The sequence below is a fragment of the Caulobacter sp. GW821-FHT10F06 genome (assembly GCF_058809215.1).
In genome coordinates this window covers 97,055-115,170 of sequence record NZ_JBXASK010000013.1, presented here as the reverse complement: position 1 = coordinate 115,170, position 18,116 = coordinate 97,055, and the positions used below count along the sequence as shown (strand labels likewise).

Here is an 18,116-nt window from a genome sequence, read left to right as displayed (position 1 = left end):
TCACCATCCTCAACGCCATGCTCCGCGACAACGCACCATGGCGTTCCGCAATCGCATAACCTCAAGACAGTTGCTCACCCTGAGCTGTCGAAGGGCGAGGTCCGGATTCGGATCCCTTAGGGCCTTAGCCCTTCAGCCCGCCCAAGATCAGGTTGGCCAGGACGCTGTTGTCCCACTCGGGCGTCTTGGGCGGTATGTCGCCCAGGCGCAGCACGATCAGCCGCTTGGACGGCACGATGTAGACCACCTGGTTGGAGTTGCCGCAGAACAGGTAGAGGTCGTTGGCCGCATAGGGCTCGCTATGCAGCACCTTGGGCCACGGCGCGTCGGGAGCGGCCCAGCCGCGCCGCTCCAGATAGGGCGCGCCAATATAGACGCCCATGCCATAGTGCGGGTTCTCCCGCGTGGGCGTGCGCATCGCGTCCACATAGCCCTCGGGCAGCAGTCGTACGCCGTCCTGGACGCCGTCGTCGATCAGCAGCATGGCCATGCGCAGCCAGCTCTCGGCCGGCAGCAGGATGCAGCAGCCCGAATGGGCCAGGCCGCCGGGACGGTCGACCCAGACCTGGCCGCCCGGCGCGTCGAGGGGCTTGAGCACCTCTTCGGACACGAACTCGGCATAGCGACGGCCGGTGGCGCGCTCGATGATCAGGGCCACCAGCTCCGACGTGGCGTTGGCGTAGTCGTAGCGGCTGCCCGGCGGGTTCGCGAGCGGGTACTCGTGGATCAGGATGTCGTCGTGCCGGGGATGCAGGTACGAGCGGTTCCAGATATTGGCCGGGTCGATGCTGAAGCCCTGGGCTAGCAGGCCCGAGCGCATGTCCAGTGTATGGCGCACCAGCATCGCCGCCTTGGGCGTGCCCTGCCACTCGGTGATGAAGTCGGCGACCGACTGGTCCAGCGACGTGATCTTGCCCAGGGCGATGGCGCGGCCGACGGCGATGGCGGTCAGCGGCTTGGCCAGGGACTTGGAGGCCAGCAGGGCAGGGCGGCTGGCCCCGCCGAAATAGGCCTCGTGCTCCAGCTTGCCGTCGCGCCAGACCATGAAGGCCTTGGAGTTGTTGGCCGCCGCATAGGCCGCGGCGCGCTCGAGGGCCTCGTCGGAGACCGTCCGTTCGCCCGGCTGGGCGTGCGGAAGCAGGGTCCGATTCCGCGCGCCGGGCACAGCCTCGACCGTGTCGTAGGTTTCCGCAGGGGCATTCGCCGCCGCCGTAAACCTCTGAAGATAAACGGCTTCATCCTCGGGTAGAGCGACGGCTCGGATGTCGGGTGTGGCCATGGGCGCGCAGCTCCTGAAATTCGTACGCCTGCACCCTAATGCGGGATTTGCCACTTAGTTGACCGTGTGGTCAAATATCCGCTCTGCGAAAGAGCAGACGACGCACAAATGATGGCCCAAGCGGCGTCGGGACCTCGAATGGCTGTCCGGTGAGCGGATAACCAGACGGCATTGTCGTCAGCGAGGCCCCGCCTTCGGTCTGGTGTCCACGTAAACGGAGGGAATTCACCTATGGAAAAAGGTGTGCCGATCAGAGCTATCAGCCGCTGCATTTCGGTGCTGCAGGCGATCAACCGGCGCGGTTCGCTGTCGATGATGGAGATCGCCCAGACCTCGGGCGTGCCCTATCCGACCGCCTGCCGCATCGTCCAGACCCTGCTGCACGAGCGGCTGATCGAGCGCGAGCCGTCGCGCAAGCGCTATCGCCCGACCATGCTGGTGCAATCGCTGTCGCACGGGTTCCAGGAGAGCGATCGCCTGGTCGCCTGCGCCCGTCCGCACATCGTCGACCTGACCGCCAAGGTCACCTGGCCGGTGTCGATCGCCACGCGCGTGGGCCAGCAGATGATGATCCGCGACTCCACCCACACCATGACGTCGCTGACCCTGAACAACTACTATCCGGGCTATACCCTGCCGATCCTGGAGAGCGCGGCGGGCAAGGCCTATCTGGCCTTCGCCAGCCAGGAAGAGCAGCGCGCGGTGCTGGACGCCTATCGCCGGGGCGAGGGTCAGGTCGATCCTCTGACCCTGCAATATGCGGAGTCCGGCGGCCTGTTCGCCGACGTGGTCGACGCTGGCTACGCCACCAAGGGCCGCAATCCCTATACGGCGACCCCCGGCAAGACCTCGTCGATCGGCGCGCCGATCTTCAACAGCGACGGGGTCTGCGGCGCGCTGGTGCTGGTGTTCTTCAGCTCGTCGATGAAGATGGGTGAAGCCGCTCAGATGTATACCGACAAGCTCAGGGCCACGGCCGACGCGATCAGCCGGGACCTGTGCCAGCCGATGTCGCAAGCGGCGTGATCCCGGGCGCGATGTCGGCCTTCGCTTCGTCCTGGTCCTGCAGTTGCGGATAGCGTCCCATCAGCAGGATCAGGACGGCGCTGAGCACGAAGCCCACCGCGGCGAAGATCAGCGCCCGCTGATAATTGCCGTCGTGATCGTAGAGCTGGCCGACTCCGATGGCGCCGATCGGCACGCCGATCGAGATGGCGATGCCGATCAGGGCGTAGATCGCGCCGTACGAACGCATGCCGAAATAGCGCGCCACGAAGAAGGCCGCGACATCGACCTCGCCGCCCTGCGCCGCGCCGATCAGCAGCACGGCCAGCACGGCGGCGGCCACGTGGCCTCCGCTGACCATCAGCAGCAGCACGCCCAAGGCGGGCATGGCCAGGGCGATGGCGGCGGGAATCGGAGCCCAGAACCGGTCGACGGCCCAGCCGACCACGACCCGGCCCAGCATCACCGACAGCGCCAGCAGCGAGATCAGCCAGCCCGCCGCACCGGCCTTCATGCCCTGGTCGGTCAGGATCGGCTGCAGCTGGCTGATCACGCCGGTCAGGCCGGCGGTGGCCAGCAGGATGGCCAGGGACAGCACGTAGAAGCGTGGGGTCTTCAGCGCCTGGCGCGCGGTCAGGCCCACCTGGGCGGCGCGCTGGGCGGCCGCCGTCTCGGCCTCGCCGCCGCCGTTGCGGGCCAGCCAGCGCTGACGCTCCCACAGGCCGGTGACGATCGTCGGCAGGGCCACCACCAGCGACAGGGCGCCCAGGGCCAGATAGCCGGCGCGCCAGCCGAAATGTTCGATCACGAAGCTCAAGGCGGGCGCCATCAGCGCCGCCACCAGCGAGACGCCGGTCAGGGTCAGGCCCAGCGACAGGCCGCGGCCCTTGTCGAACCAAGTGTTGACCGCTCGGGTGTGGCCGATCGGGCCGGTGCCCGAGCCCAGCATCACCAGCAGGGCGAAGAGGCCGTAGAACACGCCCAGCACCGGCGGCATCGCCGCGAAGGCGCCATAGACCAGGGCCAGCAGCACCGCCGAGACGATGGCGACCGGCCGCACGCCGATGCGATCCATCAGCCAGCCCAGCACCGGCGCCACGATCAGGGCCGTCAGGGCCGCGCCTTGCGCCTGGGCGATCTGGCCCCGGGTCCAGCCCAGGTCCTGTTGCAAGGCCTTTACGAACAACGAGCCGACATATTGCTGCAGGCTGATGCCGCAGCCCACGCCCACGCCGGCCGACAGCACCACGCGCCAGCCTCTGCGGAATTCGTCGCGAACGTCGCTCATCGTCGTCATCCCCCAATGCCCCAGGCTCACAGTCGGGCAGGCCGGTCGCGCGTCGCCACCGCTTCGCGCGGCCTGACCGACAGGCGGGGAGGGCGGGGCGCGAGCCCGCCGACGCGGCGGTCGCGGCCTAGGTTTTGTCCGTCTAGCGTTCCCCAAGGAGCATACCCGTGAGTGAAGCGACCCCGTTCGGTCCGTCCGCCGAGGCCCAGGCCTTCCTGGCCCAGCCGCATGCCCTGTTGATCGGCGGCGCCTTCGTCGAGGGGCGGTCCGAGACGGTGATCGAGGTCGAGGATCCGTCGACGGAGAGCATCGTCGCCAAGGTCCGCGCCGCGTCGCTCGAGGATGTCGACGCCGCCGTGGCCGCCGCGCGCAAGGCCTTGCCGAGCTGGAGCGGGACCTCGGGGGCAGACCGCGCGCGGATCATGCTGCGCTTCGCCGACCTGCTGGAGCGCGACTCCGCCAAGCTGGCCGAGATCGAGAGCATCGAGAACGGCATGCCCATCAGCCTTTCGGGCGCGACCATCGCCGGCTTCTGCGCAGACTATGTCCGCTACTATGCCGGGCTGGCCACCAAGCTCGAGGGTTCGACCATTCCGGCCCGGGCCAATGGCCGCGAGGCGCTGGACCTGCTGGTCTACACCGTGCGCGAGCCGGTCGGCGTGGTCGGTGCGATCGTGCCGTGGAACGTGCCGGTCTCGATGATCATCCTGAAGCTGGCCCCGACCCTGGCGTCGGGCTGCACGCTGGTTCTGAAGAGCGCCGAACTGACACCGCTGACCTCGACCTTCGTGGCCAAGCTCTGGCTGGAAGCCGGTGGTCCCGAGGGGACCTTCAACCTGATCCACGGCCACGGCCACGACATCGGCGCGGCTTTGGTGGCCCATCCGGGCGTCAACAAGATCTCGTTCACCGGCTCGACCGCCGTGGGCAAAGAGATCGTCCGCGCCGTCAGCCATGACCTCAAGCGCGTGACCCTGGAGTTGGGCGGCAAGTCGCCGTTCGTGATCTTCCCCGACGCCGATCTGGCCGACGCCATTCCGTCGGCGGCCATGGCCTGCTTCTTCCTGTCGGGCCAGAACTGCATGGCCGGCACGCGCCTGTTCGTACACGAGGCCGTCGCCGACGCGGTGATCGAGGGGATCGCCCAGACCGCCAACTATCTGAAGGTCGGCCCGGGCCTGGACCCGACCACCATGATCGGTCCGCTGGTCTCGGCTCGCCAAAAGGCGCGGGTGCTGGAGCATGTCGCCGCCGCCAAGGCCGAGGGCGCGACCCTGGCCCATGCTGGCCAGGTGCCGGACGGCCCTGGCCACTATGTCGCCCCGACCGTGTTCCGCGACGTGGAGCCGTCGATGAAGCTGGCGCGCGAGGAGGTGTTCGGTCCGGTGCTGGGCGTGCAGGTGTTCAAGGACGGCGATGACGCCGGCCTGCTGGCGGCGGTCAACGACACCACCTTTGGCCTGTCGGGCTCGGTCTGGACCAAGGACCTGACCCGCGCCCACCGCATGGCCCGCGCCATCGACAGCGGCCAGGTCGGGGTCAATGTCCACGCCGCCCTGAGCCCCGAGACCCCGTTCGGCGGCAACCGCCAATCGGGCTGGGGTCGCGAGTTCGGCCGCGAGGGGATCGACGCCTATCTCAAGACGAAGGCGATCAGCGTCAATCTGGGGCCGATTGCCTAGAGATTCTCGCGCGTGCGTCCTTCGAGGCCCGCTGCGCGGGCGCCTCAGGATGAGGAGCATGGTTGCTCTGAATTCCTCATCCTGAGGTGCGAGGCGTAGCCGAGCCTCGAAGGACGTACGGCGTCAAGCCAGCAAATTCGGCAGCGCCGCGTCGTCGAAGTCCAGCCTTGGCCGGCCGGTCCGCACGATCACCAGGTCTCGCGACGGCGAGACATAGACCCGCTGGCCGCCGAAGCCGTCGAGATAGACCAGATCCTCGATCGCGAACGGCGCGCTGTGCGGCGCGGCGTACATCGTCGAGGGGCCGTAAGACCGCTTCTCGCTCCAGGCCGCGCCGCGCCAGATCAGCAGGCCATAGGCCGGGTTCAGCGGATTGGCCGCCGACATCGTCGCGATCCAGTCGGCTGGGATGATTTGCCGGCCATCGATCGCGCCGCCGCCGGCGATCAGGCGACCCACCTGCAGCCAATCGCGGGCGGTGGCCTGCAGGCCGGCGAAGAAGCGGGGATCGCCGTCCTCGCGCTCGACCCACAGCACAACGTCGCCCGCGCCGATCGGCGCCAGCAGGGCCTTGGACAGATAGCTAGCGTAGTCGCCCAGGCCCTTGGCCTTCAGCGCGCGGTCCAGCGCGATCCCGGCGATCTGGGCATCGACATTGTAGTAGTCGAACTTGGCGCCGAACGGCTGGTCAATCTTAGTCTCTAGAGCCGTGTGGCTGATCCGGTCGCCCAGCATCAGCTTCAGAGCCTGCGGATCGCCCTTGTCGAGGCTGTGGAACGTCAGGCCCGAGCTCATGCCCAGCAGATGGCGCAGCGGGATGGCGCCGCGCGGATTGTCCGCCCATTCAGCGATATAGGTCCCGACCGGATCGTCGATGCTGGCGATCGCGCCGTCGCGGATCGCCGCGCCGTAGAGCAGGCCCAGCACCGTCTTGTGCATCGAGAAGGTCTCGAAGCGGTTGGCCGCCGTCAGGTGCGGGGCGTATTGTTCGTAGCGCAGCGCGCCGCCCTGCCAGACCAGCAGGGCCAGGCCGTCATGGGCGTCGGACCAGGCCTGCGCGGCCGCCAAGGCTTCGGTGGAGACGCCGCCGGCGACCACCTCGAACACCGCCGGCGCGCTCGCGCCCGCCGCCGTCCGCAGGGGCGCGTAGCCCTCGATCACGTCCACTCCGCGTCCGTTCGGCGCCATGCGTCTCAACTCCAAAAACCTGACTTGAGACTAGGCTGTAGCGATGTTTTCGACGGCGCGCGCGCGAGGCTGACCGCGCTGCGGATAGCGGCTTCGGCGGGCCTTTGCGCAGGCCCCTCAAGGGCTAACGTCCAGGCTGACACTGTCGCGTCGGGGAGTATGAGATGACCTTCATCGTCCGGGCCGTTGAGCCCCAGACCGAAGGCGCTCGCGCCTTCCTGGCCGTCCGCCGCAAGCAGCTGTTCATCGGCGGCCAGTGGGTGGACGCGGCCAGCGGTGACACCTTCGAGACCCGCGATCCGGCCACCGGCAAGGTGCTGGCTGACATGGCCAAGGCCGGCGCCGCCGATGTCGACGCCGCCGTGGCCGCCGCCCGCAAGGCCTTCGATGGCGGCGACTGGCCCTCCTTCACCCCGATGCAGCGCTCGCGCCTGCTGTGGGCCGTGGCCGACCTGATCGAAGCCAATATCGACGAGTTGGCCGAGCTGGAGACCCTGGATCAGGGCAAGCCGCTCTATGTCGGCCGCTGGGCCGAGATCCCCGGCGCGGTGAACCAGTTCCGCTATTTCGCGGGCCTGGCCAACGCCATCGAGGGGCGGACCATCGACACCTCGATCAACTACCAGCCGGCCGGCAAGCAGGTCGCCGCCTGGACGCTGCGCGAGCCGGTCGGGGTGGTCGGGGCTATCGTGCCGTGGAACTCGCCGCTGGTGCTGACCGCCATGAAGCTGGCGCCGGCCCTGGCCGCCGGCTGCACCGTGGTGCTGAAGCCCGCCGAGGACACCTCTCTGACCGCTATTCGCCTGGGGCAACTGTTCGATCAGGCCGGCTTCCCGCCGGGCGTTCTGAACGTCATCACGGGCCTGGGCGCGGATGCCGGCGCGGCGCTGGCCGCCCACAAGGACGTCGACAAGGTGGCCTTCACGGGCTCGACCCAGACGGGCCGGGCCATCCTCGACGCCGCCAAGGGCAACCTCAAGAAGGTGACCCTGGAGTTGGGCGGCAAGTCGCCGGTGGTGATCCTGCCGGACGCCGATCTCGACCTGGCCATCCCCGGCGCGGCCAACGCCATCTTCTTCAACGCCGGCCAGGTCTGCGTGGCTGGTTCGCGGCTCTATGCGCACCGCTCGATCTATGACCGCGTGGTCGAGGGCGTCGCCGCCCAGGCCCGCGGCACGGTGCTTGGCCATGGCCTGGATCCGTCGACGCACATGGGTCCGCTGGTCTCGGGCAAGCAGGCCGAACGCGTGGCCGGCTTCGTCTCTGCCGCCAAGGCGGCCGGCGCGGAGATCGTCACGGGCGGCGCGCTGCTGGGCGAGGCCGGGACCTTCGTCTCGCCCGCCGTCGTCGCCGGGGTCACCGCCGACATGGCTATCGTTCGAGAAGAGGTGTTCGGCCCGGTCGTCGTCGCCCAGGCTTTCGATGACGTCGACGAGGTTATCGCCGCCGCCAACGACAGCGAATACGGCCTGGCCGCCAGCCTGTGGACGGAGTCCCTATCGCACGCCCACCGCATCTCGCGCCGCCTGCGGGCTGGCACCGTGTGGATCAACTGCCACTCGATGTACGACAACAGCCTGCCCATCGGCGGGGTGAAGGCCTCGGGCTGGGGGCGCGACAGCGGCCAGGTGGCGCTGGACAGCTACCTGGAATGGAAGACCGTCTGCGCGGTCGTTTGAGCATGGCCGTCCAGACCGACATCATCGCGCTCGACATTGGCGAGCGCGCGCTGCAGCTGACCGTCGTGCGTCCGGCCGGACCGGTGCGGGCGCGGGTCGCTTTCTCGCACGGGGCGTTCTCGTCGCCGGCCAAGTACCAGCCGCTATTGGAAGGCTGGGCGGAGCGGGGCCTGCTGGTCGCCGCGCCGCTGCATGTCGACAGCGCCGACCATCCCGACCGCGCCAGCTTCGACCAGGGCGCCGTCTGGCGCACGCGGCTGGAAGACCAGCGGGCAACGCTGAATTGGCTGGCGGCCGACGGGGAGGGCGGTCTCGCCGCCGCGGGGCACTCGTTCGGCGCTCTGTTGGCTCTGGCCGCCGGTGGAGCGGTCGTCGCCGCGCCGGTCTCGCCGTTCGATGCGCGGGTGAAGGCCGTGGTCGCCCTGTCGCCGCCGCCGGTGACGCCGGGCCTGATCGCCGCCGAAGGCTTCGCCGGCCTCACCGCGCCCGCCCTGATCCAGACCGGCGACGCCGACGTTCTGCCAGGCTTCGTCGACGACTGGCGCATGCGCCTGATCGCCTGGGAAGCCGCCGCGCCGGGCGACAAGCACAGCCTCGTGCTGGAGGGCGTCGACCACTATTTCGGCGGCCTGATCTGCCGGGCCGAATTGCCGGGACCGACCCAGGACGCCGGTTTTGCGCAGGCTGTCGCCGTGTCGGCCGAGCTCATGCTGGCCTACGCCGCGGGCGACGCGCAAGCCCTGAAAAGCCTCTCCAATCGTGTCGCGAGCGAAAATCTGGCCCTGCGCTGACCGAACAGCGGATAAGCGGGTTGCGGGACCTTTCAGATTGGACTTTCGGGTCTAAGTTTCTGTCATCAAACAGTTTTCGAGGTGTCCCATGGAAGCTCCGGCTCTGGCTCAACGCGGTCGGGCGTCGCTCGATTTCCAGGCGGGGATATCGAAGGCGACCTTCGGCCTGCACTTCGCGGCTGAGGCCGAACTGGCCATGAAGGGCGTCAACGCTCAGACAATGCCCGACGACATGGACGAGCGGCACGCGCTGGTCGTCGAGACCCTGGCCGACTCCAAGATCTTCAAGATCCGCGAGCTGTTCGGCGAGTGGGCCTCGCGCACCCACGGCGCGCACTGCGACGAAGCCTTCGAGGAGCGTCGCGCCGCCATCGAGCCCTATCTGAAGAGCCTCGACGAAGGTCCCGCCACGCTGGACTACGGCGACGGCGAGCCGGCCCCCAGCTACTGGAGCAAGGTGTGGTTCCACCGCACCACCGGCGGCTGGGATCACATCGACCACACCGGCTATGTCCACGGCGAGCTGGTGCACAAGCAACTGGTGGCGCGCGGCTACGGCGGCGACATCTTTGGCCAACGCCGGGCCGCCGCCCAGCAGGCCCCGCGCCGCGACTACAAGGAAATCCTCGATATCGGCTGCGGCTCGGGCCACTTCACCCAGGCCCTGCAGGAGACCTTCCCGGAAGCCCAGATCACCGGCATCGACCTGTCGGCCCGCATGCTCGAACAGGCCCGCCGCGTGGCCAACGAGAAGGGCTGGAACTGGAAGCTGATGGTCAAGGGCGGCGAGAACTCCGGTTTCGCCGATGAGAGCTTCGACCTGGTCACCACCTTCATCCTGTTCCACGAAGCTCCGCCGCGGATCATCAAGTCGATCCTGGAAGAGGCCTTCCGAATGCTGAAGCCGGGCGGTGACATCATCATGGCCGACGTGCCGCGCTACGCTGAGATCGATAAGCTAAGTTCCTGGCGCTACGACTACCTGGCCAAGTGGGGCGGAGAGCCCTACTGGCGCGCCTCGGCCAGCATGGATCTGATCCAGATCTGCAAGGACATCGGCTTCGTCGACGTCGAGGGCGCCACCCAGGCCCCGACCCACGCCTACTATGTGCTGCGCGCCCACAAGCCCGCCTGAGTTCGGAACACCATGAACGCCATGACTCCCAAGATCTTCGAACGCCCGATCTCCGAGCCGGTGAACCGCCGGATGCTGACCGTCGACCAGCTGGACGACCTGGGCGAGGCCCTGCTGTCCCTGACCCGCGAAGTCTGGGTTCTGACCGACCGCGTCCACGTGCTGGAGGCTGTGCTGGAAAAGCACGGCGTGCTGGCCGCCGCCGAGGTCGACGACTTCCAGCCGAGCCCGGAGCTGCAGGGCCAACTGAATGCCAAGCGCGACGTGATGGTCCAGAATATCCTGCGATCGCTGCGGGCCGCGCCCGAAGCCAAGAGCTGACGATCTCCCCGCGCAGGGGCGAACGAGAGGGTGCGAACCGAGAGGTTCGCGCCCTTTTTGTTTGGCGGTTGGAAGATGCTCCCCCTCTGGGGGAGCTGTCGCGGAGCGACTGAGGGGGTCCTCAACGGAATAGGCCGGAGAGGACCCCCTCCGGCCCTCTGGGCCACCTCCCCCAGAGGGGGAGGATCGTTCAGTGTTAGAGCCCCAGCGCCCCAGGGTTCATCAGACCTTTGGGATCGACCGCCGCCTTGACCGCGCGCACCAGATCCAGCGCCGGCTGCTCCAACACATCGGCATACGGAAACAGCTTGCCCAGCTGGAAGTGCGTGGCGCCGAAGCGGCTGTAGAGATCGATGATCTGCGCCTTCAGCGCATGCACGAACTCGGCCGTGCCGTCGGCGTCCTCGAAGGTGGCCAGGCCCGCCAGATAGTCGGCCGGCAGGACGCTTTCGTGATAGGCGCTGCGCTTGCCGGGCCAGTAGAGGGCGACCTCGTAGAGGAAGCCCGACGGCCGCAGGACCTCGAACATGCCGCCGCGCCAGACGCCGCGACGGGTCATCTCCTCGGCGTAGCTGGCATAGAGGGCTTCCAGCGCTTCGTGGAACGGCGCGACCTGGCTGTGGGCCAGGATGCCGTGCATCGGCGCCCAGCGCTCGCCCTTGGGGCCCAGCACGTTGAACAGCGGCGCGAACGGCATGCCGCGCACGATGGTCGGCATGGTGTTGGGGATCTCGACGCCCTCGCGGGTCATCAGGGTGCGCAGGCGATCGAGCTTGGCCTTGGCCTCGCGATCGTCGGTCCCTTCGAGGATGTAGTGCACCATGTACTCGGCCGCTCGCAGGGCGCGGTCGCCGGCCACAGCCATCTTCACGAGCTGCTTCACGCCGCTGACCAACGACGGCGAGGTGCGCATCACCGAGAGCGCCATCTGCACGACGGCGGCCTTGTCCTGGCGGGCGATCTGGCCTTGGGCCAGAGGTGCGTCGATCGCGAAGTGCTCGTCGTCGAGGCCTTCGAGACCCGCCTCCCGCATGGCGCGGGCCAGACTGGGCAGGTCGGGGAAGGCGAACGAGCCGGCCTGGAACGCTGGCTTGACGCGCAGCAGGGGCAGGGTGATCCGCGCCTTGACGCCCAGGGCACCGCAGTCACCCAGGAATAGGCCGCAGAGATCGGGGCCGTACCAGCGAGCGAAGGGCTGGGCGCCGCGCGCGGCCGATCCGGTGCGGACCAGGTCGCCATTGGCGATCACCACGTCCAGCGACACCGCCGACTCCGCGCTGGACCCGTGGGCGCCCGAGCCGTGGCTGATGGCGTTCTGCGACATCGACCCACCGACCGTGGCGGCCAGGCCCGAGAACGGACCGAAGAACGGTGTGCGCAGGCCGAGCGGATCGAGAGCCGCCTTTAGCGCCGCCCAGGTGACCCCGGCTTCGACGGTGACATAGGCGTCCGTCTCGTTGATCTCGACGATCTTGGTGAGGCCGCCGGTGTCGATCAGGATGCTGTCGGCCCGGGTCGGCAGATAGCCGTCGGTATAGGACGCGCCGCCGCCGCGCGGCACGACCGCCACGCCGGCCGCGACGGTCTCGCGGATCACGGCCTGCAGCGCCTCGACGCTGGTCGGCCGAACGACCGCCAGCGGCGTTTCCAGCGAGCGATAGACGTCGCTGGCGAAGGGCGCGACGGCGTCGCCGACGAGCAGGTTGGCCGCGCCGACGATCGTCTCCAGACGCGAGATGAGGTCGGCGGCCGGGGCGAGACGCGACTTGACGGGCATGGACTGGACTCAGGTCTTGGCGATGTCTTCGATCACCGAGCGGAAGCGCTCGGCGGTGTCGGCCTGGGCGGCCTCGGCGGCGTCCTTGCGGGCCATGTAGAACAGGCGGCCCAGGAAATCCTGGCGACGCGCTTCGCGTTCTTCAAGGGCGGCCTGGTCGAGCTGAAGAGCCTCGATCTCGGCGGCCAGGTCCAGACCCTTTGCGGCGTGGACGCGTTCGGCGGAATCGAGGCGGTCGCGCAGCACCGACAGCTCGTTGGCCAGCACCATGATCATCGACATGGCGTCGTCCAGACCCGGGGTCTCGTAGAACTGCGGGCGCTTGCCCTTGGCGTCACGGATGACGTGCGGGCGCTCGGCCTGGGGGGCGTAGGCGTTCATGATTTAGGTCCTCAGGCTTTGCGCGCGATCAGGACTTCCCAGCCGCCGCCGGGGGCATATTCGCCGGCGGCGAACTCACGGTCGGAGACGGCCGCGCTGGCGTCCTCGCTGTAGCCGGCGGCCTGCTGGGCCACGAACTCCATGATGGCCATGGGCGCGGTGTCGAACTTGATGGTCTCGGGCGGGAAGCCGGCGGCCTTGGCCAGGGCGATCTGGTCGGTCTCGCGCATCGCGCCCCAGAACGGCTCGTTGTTGTACCAGGTCTCGTTGTCGAGAATGAACTGTGTGAAGGCGTCCATGTTGTCGAACGGCGGCAGATCGGCGTGGATCATGTAGCCGCCGGGCGCCAGCAGGCGGTGGCACTCCTGGAAGATCTTCGGCATCGCCTTGCCGCTGGTCTCGTGCAGCAGGATGTGGCTGACGATCAGATCGAAGCTGCCGTCTTCGAAGCGGGTCTTCTCGGCGTTCATCTGGGCGAAGTTGACGTCCAGGCCCAGGCCGGCGGCGCGAGCGTGAGCATAGCGCACCTGCGGCGCGGCCACGTCGACGCCCCAGACCTCGGCCTCGGGGAACAGTTCCTTGTAGGGCAGGGTGGAGTGGCCGACGGTGCAGCCCAGGTCGAGGATCCGCTTGGGCTTGAAGCCGTCCAGGCGACGGTTGACGTAGTTGCAGACCGAGCGGCCCATGTCGTCGTTGAACGGGCCCATATAGCCCATGGCGTACAGATAGACGCCGCGGTCATAGAGCGCGCCGGTCGAGATGTCGTTCGGCGCCACTTCGCCCGCATAACCGCCCGGCATGCAGTGGATATCGATGGCGGTGACGTAGCGCGGGGTCTCGAACTCCTCGGGCACGTCCAGCTTGGCGGTGGCCTTGGACGACAGCGCCTGGGCGCGTTCGATCAGCTCGGGAAGTTCGCGGTCGATGGTGACGTTGGTCGCCTCCCACAGCAGCTCCTGGGCGATGCGATTGGCCGCCGCGTAGTGCTGGAAGTAGAGGTCCTTGACCATGGCCGCGCGGATGTCGCGACGGTCGGCCGGCGCGCGGCCATGCTCGCGCTCGAAGGCCTTGCCGGCCCGCGAGCCGAACACCGGGCCCAGGCCCGGCAGCAGGCCCTGCTGGATGAACTGCTTGAAGCTCTTGGTGAATTCCTGGCGCGAAGCCTCGTCGTGAGTCGCGATCGGCAGGATCGGATGGGTGATCTGCTGGAAGGTATTGAGCATTTCGGCGGACATGTCGGACTCCACAAAACCGGGCTCTTCTGAAGCCTAGTCCTAAGGGGACCGATCAGTCAAAATTTTACATTCAACCAATCCTCCGCCAGACGGATAGCCGCCTAAACCGGCACGGCGCCCGCGTCATAGGCGAAGAGGCCCAGGGTTTCTTCGTTCTTGATCTGGGTCATGCCGTAGAGGTGGGCCTCGTCGCCTTCCAGCCTGTCGGCGTTGAGGTTCGACTCGGTCTGGATGAAGCCGCAGCGGTCCTTGCGGGCCGCCTCGTAGCGGGCCAGGGCCTCGGGCGCGTCGGCGGCGGCCTCGAAGGCGCGGGCCAGGATCAGCGCGTCCTCGATGGCCGCGGCGGCGCCCTGGCCCAGGAACGGGGTCATGGCGTGGGCGGCGTCGCCGAGCAGGGCGATGCGGCCGTCGCGGACCCAGGCCGGCAGCGGCTTGCGGGCAAAGACGGCCCACTTGTAGAGCGCGGCTGGATCGACCGCGTCGAGCATGGTCTGCACCTCGGGGCACCAGCCGTCGAAGATTTCGCGCAGCGCGCCGAGATCGGCCGGGATGGTCCAGCCTTCCTCGGCCCAGCCCTCCTGGCGGGCGAAGAAGACGAGGTTGAGCAGGGTGGAGTTGCGCAGCGGATAGCGCACCGCCATCCGACCGGGGCCGATGTGGATGCCAGGGAAATCGGTCAGCCCCTGCAGCACCGGACCCTGCACGGGCACGATCGCGCGCCAGACCACGTGGCCGGTGAAGTGCGGCTCGCCGGGATCGAAGCCCTTGCGCACCGCCGACTTGACGCCGTCGGCGCCGATCACCGCGTCGCCGACGATGGTGCGGCCGTCGGCCAGGTGGGCCAGGGCCTTGTCATCGTCGATCGAGGCGCCGACGCAGGCGGCCGACAGGTGGATGGTCCCGCGGCCGGTAGCTTCCAGCGCCTGGATCAGGATGGCGTGCAGGTCGGCGCGGTGGATGTAGACGTAAGGCGCGCCATAAAGGTCGCGCACCTTCTGGCCGCGCTCGAAGGCGACCAGATCGCGACCGTCGGCCCAGTGCTGCACGCGCTGGCGGGCCGGCTCGACCCCGGCGGCGGTGATCGCCTCGGCCAGGCCCAGGTGGTGATAGACCCGCATGGCGTTAGGGGCCAGCGTGACGCCGGCGCCGATCTCGCCCAGGGCTGGGGCCTGCTCCAGCACCTCGACGTCGTGGCCGGCGCGCGCCAGGGCGATGGCGGCGGTCAGGCCGCCGATACCGGCGCCGGCGATGATCAGACGTTGAGGGCGCATGGACGCTATTCTCCGGACTCAGGCATAGGCGGCCGCGTCGGCCAGCAGGGCGTCGACGCCGGCGATGGCGTTGAGGCGCGAAAGGTCGAGGATCTGGTCTTCGAGACCGTCGGTGGTTCTGTTGGCCCGCAGGTGGGCCAGCCATTCGGGCCCAGCCTTGGCCAGGCCATGCAGCAGCAGCATCGGATGCAGCGCGATGGCGAAGCCCAGGTCCTGCAACTCCGCGCCTGTACGCACGGCGGTGATGCCGCCCTCGACCAGGTTGTGGACCAGCGGGACGCGCGCGGCGAAGCGGTCGGCGATGGCCCGGGTCTGGTCCAGGGTAGGCGGACCTTCCACGAAGATGATGTCGGCGCCGGCCTCCAGATAGGCCTCGGCGCGGTCGATGGCGGCGTCGACGCCCTCGACGCCGAGCGCATCCGTGCGGGCGATGATCAGGGTCTTGTCGCGCGCGTCTAGCGCGGCGCGGACCTTGCCGACCATCTCGGCCTTGGGGATCACCGACTTGCCGCGCAGGTGACCGCAGCGTTTGGGGAAGGTCTGGTCTTCCAGTTGCAAGGCCGAGGCGCCCGCGCGCTCCAGCAGCTTGACGGTACGCTGGGTGTTCAGGGCGTTGCCGAAGCCGGTATCGATGTCGACGATCAGGGGCAGGGCGACGCGGTCGCAGATGGCCCGCACCGCGTCCGCCAATTCGCCGACCGTGACCAGCCCGACGTCGGGCCGGCCCAGCCGGGCCAGCGACAGCGCCGCGCCCGACAGGAACGCGGCCTCGAAGCCGGCCTGTTCGACCAGCAAGGCCGAGAAGCCGTCCCAGCAACCCGGAGCGGCCAGCAGCCGACGCTTTCCGCCGTCGAGGGCGAGGCGGCGACGCAGGACGTCCGGGCCCTGGCTCATGCTATTGGCCGCCCGTCGGAATGTGGCTCTCGTGGTTTTCCAGGTACCACGCGGCGATCTCCTCGCGGGTGGCGAACCACACGCCGGGCAGGCTCTTGGCGTGCTGGATGAACTCGCGCAGCGCCCGGATGCGATAGGCTCGGCCCGAGACGTGCGGGTGGATGCCCACGTTCATGAGCCGGCCCGAGGTCGCGCCTTCCTTGTAGAGGACGTTCAGTTCCTCGATCAGCACGTCGCGGTACTCGTCGGTGGTGTGCCCGCGACGGGTCAGCAGGGTGAAGTCGTTGATCTCGTTCGAATAGGGCGTCGAGACGATCGGGCCGTTCGGCGTCCTGAGAAGGTAGGGCTGATCGTCGTTGAGCAGATCGCAATAGAAGGTGCAGCCCTGCTCGGCCAGGATGTCGGCGGTCTGCAGCGTGCTGCGCAGGGACGACGACAGCCAGCCCTTGGCCTTCTTGCCCACGTACTTCTCGTACTGGTCCAGCGAGCGCAGGACGATGTCGCGTTCCTTGGCCGGATCGTGGGCGAAGTCGGTCAGCAGCTCGCCCTGTTCCCAGTTGTGGGCCAGCAGTTCCCAGCCGCGTTCCAGGCAGGCGTCGGTCATGGCCTTGCGGCGCTCGAAGGTCACCGCGTTGGTGGTGCAGGAGGCCTTGATCCCGGTCTCGTCGAACAGGTCGAACAGCCGCCAGATACCTACGCGCTGGCCGTATTCGCGCCAGGTGTAGTTTGGGAAGTCGGGCGTATCGCCGGCCAGCACGTCGGGCAGGATCGGCGGCCCGCCGGCATAGTACTTCTCCTTGGTGTCCTTGGTCAGGTCCCAGGTCTCAAGGTTGAAGGTCATGATCAGCGCGACCCGGGCGCCGTTCGGCCAGACCAGAGGCTTGCGCTGCGGAAGCGGAACGTAATCGTAGTCCATGCCGGTACTCTGACCTTTAGTGTTCGAGGAGAAGCGAGCCGAAGCCGTCGATCTTGTCTTCGATGCCCATGCTGCGCAAAGCATGCCAGTAGGTGGCGGTGTTGATCGCGACCACCGGCTTTTCCAGCCAGAACTCGGCGATGGCGGCGACCTTGGCGAAGGCGAGATTCGTGCCGCACTGGACCACGGCGTCGGCGCCCTCGGCCACTTCTTCGGCGGCGCGCTTTAGGGTGCGGGGCGTCTCGTGGGCGATCAGCATCGGGGAGGGCGACTTCAGGCCCAGCACCTGGGTCACTTCGTAACCCTGGTCCTCGAAGAACTTGCGCACCTGGGTGTCGCCGACCGGCATGTAGGGTGTGATGATGCCGATCTTCTTGATGCCGCCATGGGCCTTCAGCGCCGCGTCGACGGCGGTGGAGCCCATCACTACGGGCACGCCCTTGGTGCGCTCCAGCATCCGGCGATAGAGTAGCTCGGCCCCGTCGGCGCCGTCCCAGAAGGTCTCGGCCGACATGCCCATGACCACGCAGCCGGGCTCCATGCTCATCGACACGTCGACGGCGTCCATCGTGGCGTCCCGGATGTTCCGCAGCATCACCATGAACGACTCGTCATCGGTGACCTTGGTGTCCGGGATGGCGATGCGGCAGAAGTGGTTGGTCACGCCGCGCGGGCGCATGTCGTCATATTCGGGCTGTACGCTGGTGTTGGTCGAGGGCGCGATGACCGCGTATTTCAGGCGATGACCCAGTGAATCCGTCATGACGTTCCTCGGCGTGCGTTGCAGCGACGAGGCGAGGAATGGCGCAGGCTTGGCGCTCGCGCCGCCGTCCAGGACGCCTTATCCGTTTGGCGGATAGGATTGGGGCCCGTCGAAGCGCGGGTATGCGACGCGTTTAGGGTCACCGTTGAACCACAACGGGAAATCCCATGGCCGCCTATATCGTCGCCACCACCATCATCACCGACCCGGCTCGCTTTGGGGAATATGTGAAGGCCATCGCCGGCCTGTCCGAGACGTTCGGCGGCGAGACCGTCGTCAAGGGGCCCGTCAGCGAGCTCCTGGAAGGCGAAGCCACGCCGGGCGAGCGCGTTGTCATCTCGCGCTACCCGACCGCGGCCGACGCCAAGGCCTATATCGCCTCGCCGGAATACCAGGCCGGCAAAGCCCTGCGCGCGGGGGCCGGCGAGGTCACCGTTCGCCTCATCGTCGTTGACTGACGTCTCCTGATCGCCTGTCCGGCCGCGCGCGATCGCGCCGCCGGACCGACCGA

The 18,116-nt window shown here is 68.2% G+C and carries 17 protein-coding genes and 1 pseudogene; 7 read left to right on the top strand and 11 right to left on the bottom strand.

All coding sequences use genetic code 11. From position 1 onward, the window contains the following. Positions 1–124: 124 nt before the first annotated feature. Positions 125–1,279: a serine hydrolase domain-containing protein gene (locus tag AC1RUS_RS23120; RefSeq protein ID WP_492918966.1), complete on the bottom strand. Its 1,155-nt coding sequence runs from the start codon at positions 1,277–1,279 to the stop codon at positions 125–127. Between the two features lie 243 nt (positions 1,280–1,522). On the opposite strand from AC1RUS_RS23120, the gene AC1RUS_RS23115 reads away from it, so the two are divergent. Next, positions 1,523–2,305, top strand: coding sequence for an IclR family transcriptional regulator domain-containing protein (locus AC1RUS_RS23115; RefSeq protein WP_492918965.1), 783 nt, complete (start codon positions 1,523–1,525; stop codon positions 2,303–2,305). Here AC1RUS_RS23115 and AC1RUS_RS23110 read toward each other — a convergent pair. After that, complete coding sequence (locus AC1RUS_RS23110; RefSeq protein ID WP_492918964.1) at positions 2,265–3,572, bottom strand: MFS transporter; 1,308 nt, start codon at positions 3,570–3,572, stop codon at positions 2,265–2,267. The two genes, AC1RUS_RS23115 and AC1RUS_RS23110, sit on opposite strands and share 41 nt — an antisense overlap. A gap of 167 nt (positions 3,573–3,739) precedes the next feature. Between AC1RUS_RS23110 and AC1RUS_RS23105 the strand changes: the two genes are divergently transcribed. Further along, positions 3,740–5,254: an aldehyde dehydrogenase family protein gene (locus AC1RUS_RS23105; protein ID WP_492918963.1), complete on the top strand. Its 1,515-nt coding sequence runs from the start codon at positions 3,740–3,742 to the stop codon at positions 5,252–5,254. Here the strand turns inward: AC1RUS_RS23105 and AC1RUS_RS23100 are convergent. Further along, a pseudogene (locus AC1RUS_RS23100) lies at positions 5,232–5,377 on the bottom strand (hypothetical protein); the annotation flags it as partial. The gene AC1RUS_RS23105 and the pseudogene AC1RUS_RS23100 overlap by 23 nt on opposite strands. Next, positions 5,378–6,442: a serine hydrolase domain-containing protein gene (locus tag AC1RUS_RS23095; RefSeq protein ID WP_492918962.1), complete on the bottom strand. Its 1,065-nt coding sequence runs from the start codon at positions 6,440–6,442 to the stop codon at positions 5,378–5,380. Between the two features lie 164 nt (positions 6,443–6,606). On the opposite strand from AC1RUS_RS23095, the gene AC1RUS_RS23090 reads away from it, so the two are divergent. From AC1RUS_RS23090 to AC1RUS_RS23075, 4 genes are all read left to right on the top strand, one after another. Next, positions 6,607–8,121, top strand: coding sequence for an aldehyde dehydrogenase family protein (locus AC1RUS_RS23090; RefSeq protein WP_492918961.1), 1,515 nt, complete (start codon positions 6,607–6,609; stop codon positions 8,119–8,121). Next, complete coding sequence (locus AC1RUS_RS23085) at positions 8,094–8,912, top strand: alpha/beta hydrolase family protein (RefSeq protein WP_492918960.1); 819 nt, start codon at positions 8,094–8,096, stop codon at positions 8,910–8,912. Before AC1RUS_RS23090 ends, AC1RUS_RS23085 begins: the two co-directional genes overlap by 28 nt. An 88-nt stretch (positions 8,913–9,000) precedes the next feature. Beyond that, positions 9,001–10,047: a class I SAM-dependent methyltransferase gene (locus AC1RUS_RS23080; protein WP_492918959.1), complete on the top strand. Its 1,047-nt coding sequence runs from the start codon at positions 9,001–9,003 to the stop codon at positions 10,045–10,047. 12 nt (positions 10,048–10,059) lie between these two features. After that, positions 10,060–10,368 (top strand): hypothetical protein, encoded by a 309-nt coding sequence (locus AC1RUS_RS23075; RefSeq protein WP_492918958.1) that lies wholly within the window; start codon positions 10,060–10,062, stop codon positions 10,366–10,368. Between the two features lie 196 nt (positions 10,369–10,564). Here the strand turns inward: AC1RUS_RS23075 and AC1RUS_RS23070 are convergent, their stop codons facing one another. The 7 genes from AC1RUS_RS23070 to AC1RUS_RS23040 all read right to left on the bottom strand — a co-directional run bounded on the left by AC1RUS_RS23070 (position 10,565) and on the right by AC1RUS_RS23040 (position 17,605). Further along, the gene (locus AC1RUS_RS23070) at positions 10,565–12,145 is read right to left on the bottom strand and encodes an FAD-binding oxidoreductase (RefSeq protein WP_492918957.1); all 1,581 of its coding nucleotides are present in this window, start codon (positions 12,143–12,145) and stop codon (positions 10,565–10,567) included. A gap of 9 nt (positions 12,146–12,154) precedes the next feature. Further along, complete coding sequence (locus tag AC1RUS_RS23065; RefSeq protein WP_492918956.1) at positions 12,155–12,526, bottom strand: hypothetical protein; 372 nt, start codon at positions 12,524–12,526, stop codon at positions 12,155–12,157. Positions 12,527–12,537: 11 nt separating this feature from the next. Beyond that, a complete protein-coding gene (locus AC1RUS_RS23060; RefSeq protein WP_492918955.1) occupies positions 12,538–13,761 on the bottom strand; it encodes a class I SAM-dependent methyltransferase in 1,224 nt (407 codons plus the stop codon). Positions 13,762–13,862: 101 nt separating this feature from the next. Next, positions 13,863–15,032: an FAD-dependent monooxygenase gene (locus tag AC1RUS_RS23055; RefSeq protein ID WP_492918954.1), complete on the bottom strand. Its 1,170-nt coding sequence runs from the start codon at positions 15,030–15,032 to the stop codon at positions 13,863–13,865. A gap of 18 nt (positions 15,033–15,050) precedes the next feature. After that, the gene (locus AC1RUS_RS23050) at positions 15,051–15,926 is read right to left on the bottom strand and encodes an isocitrate lyase/PEP mutase family protein (RefSeq protein ID WP_492918953.1); all 876 of its coding nucleotides are present in this window, start codon (positions 15,924–15,926) and stop codon (positions 15,051–15,053) included. A 1-nt stretch (position 15,927) separates the two neighbouring features. Then, positions 15,928–16,842, bottom strand: a complete 915-nt coding sequence (locus AC1RUS_RS23045; RefSeq protein WP_492918952.1) for a polysaccharide deacetylase family protein — start codon at positions 16,840–16,842, stop codon at positions 15,928–15,930. 16 nt (positions 16,843–16,858) lie between these two features. Next, entirely contained in the window at positions 16,859–17,605 is a 747-nt protein-coding gene (locus AC1RUS_RS23040; RefSeq protein ID WP_492918951.1) for a maleate cis-trans isomerase family protein, read from the bottom strand. Positions 17,606–17,772: 167 nt separating this feature from the next. Between AC1RUS_RS23040 and AC1RUS_RS23035 the strand changes: the two genes are divergently transcribed. After that, entirely contained in the window at positions 17,773–18,063 is a 291-nt protein-coding gene (locus AC1RUS_RS23035; RefSeq protein WP_492918950.1) for a DUF1330 domain-containing protein, read from the top strand. Positions 18,064–18,116: the final 53 nt, after the last annotated feature.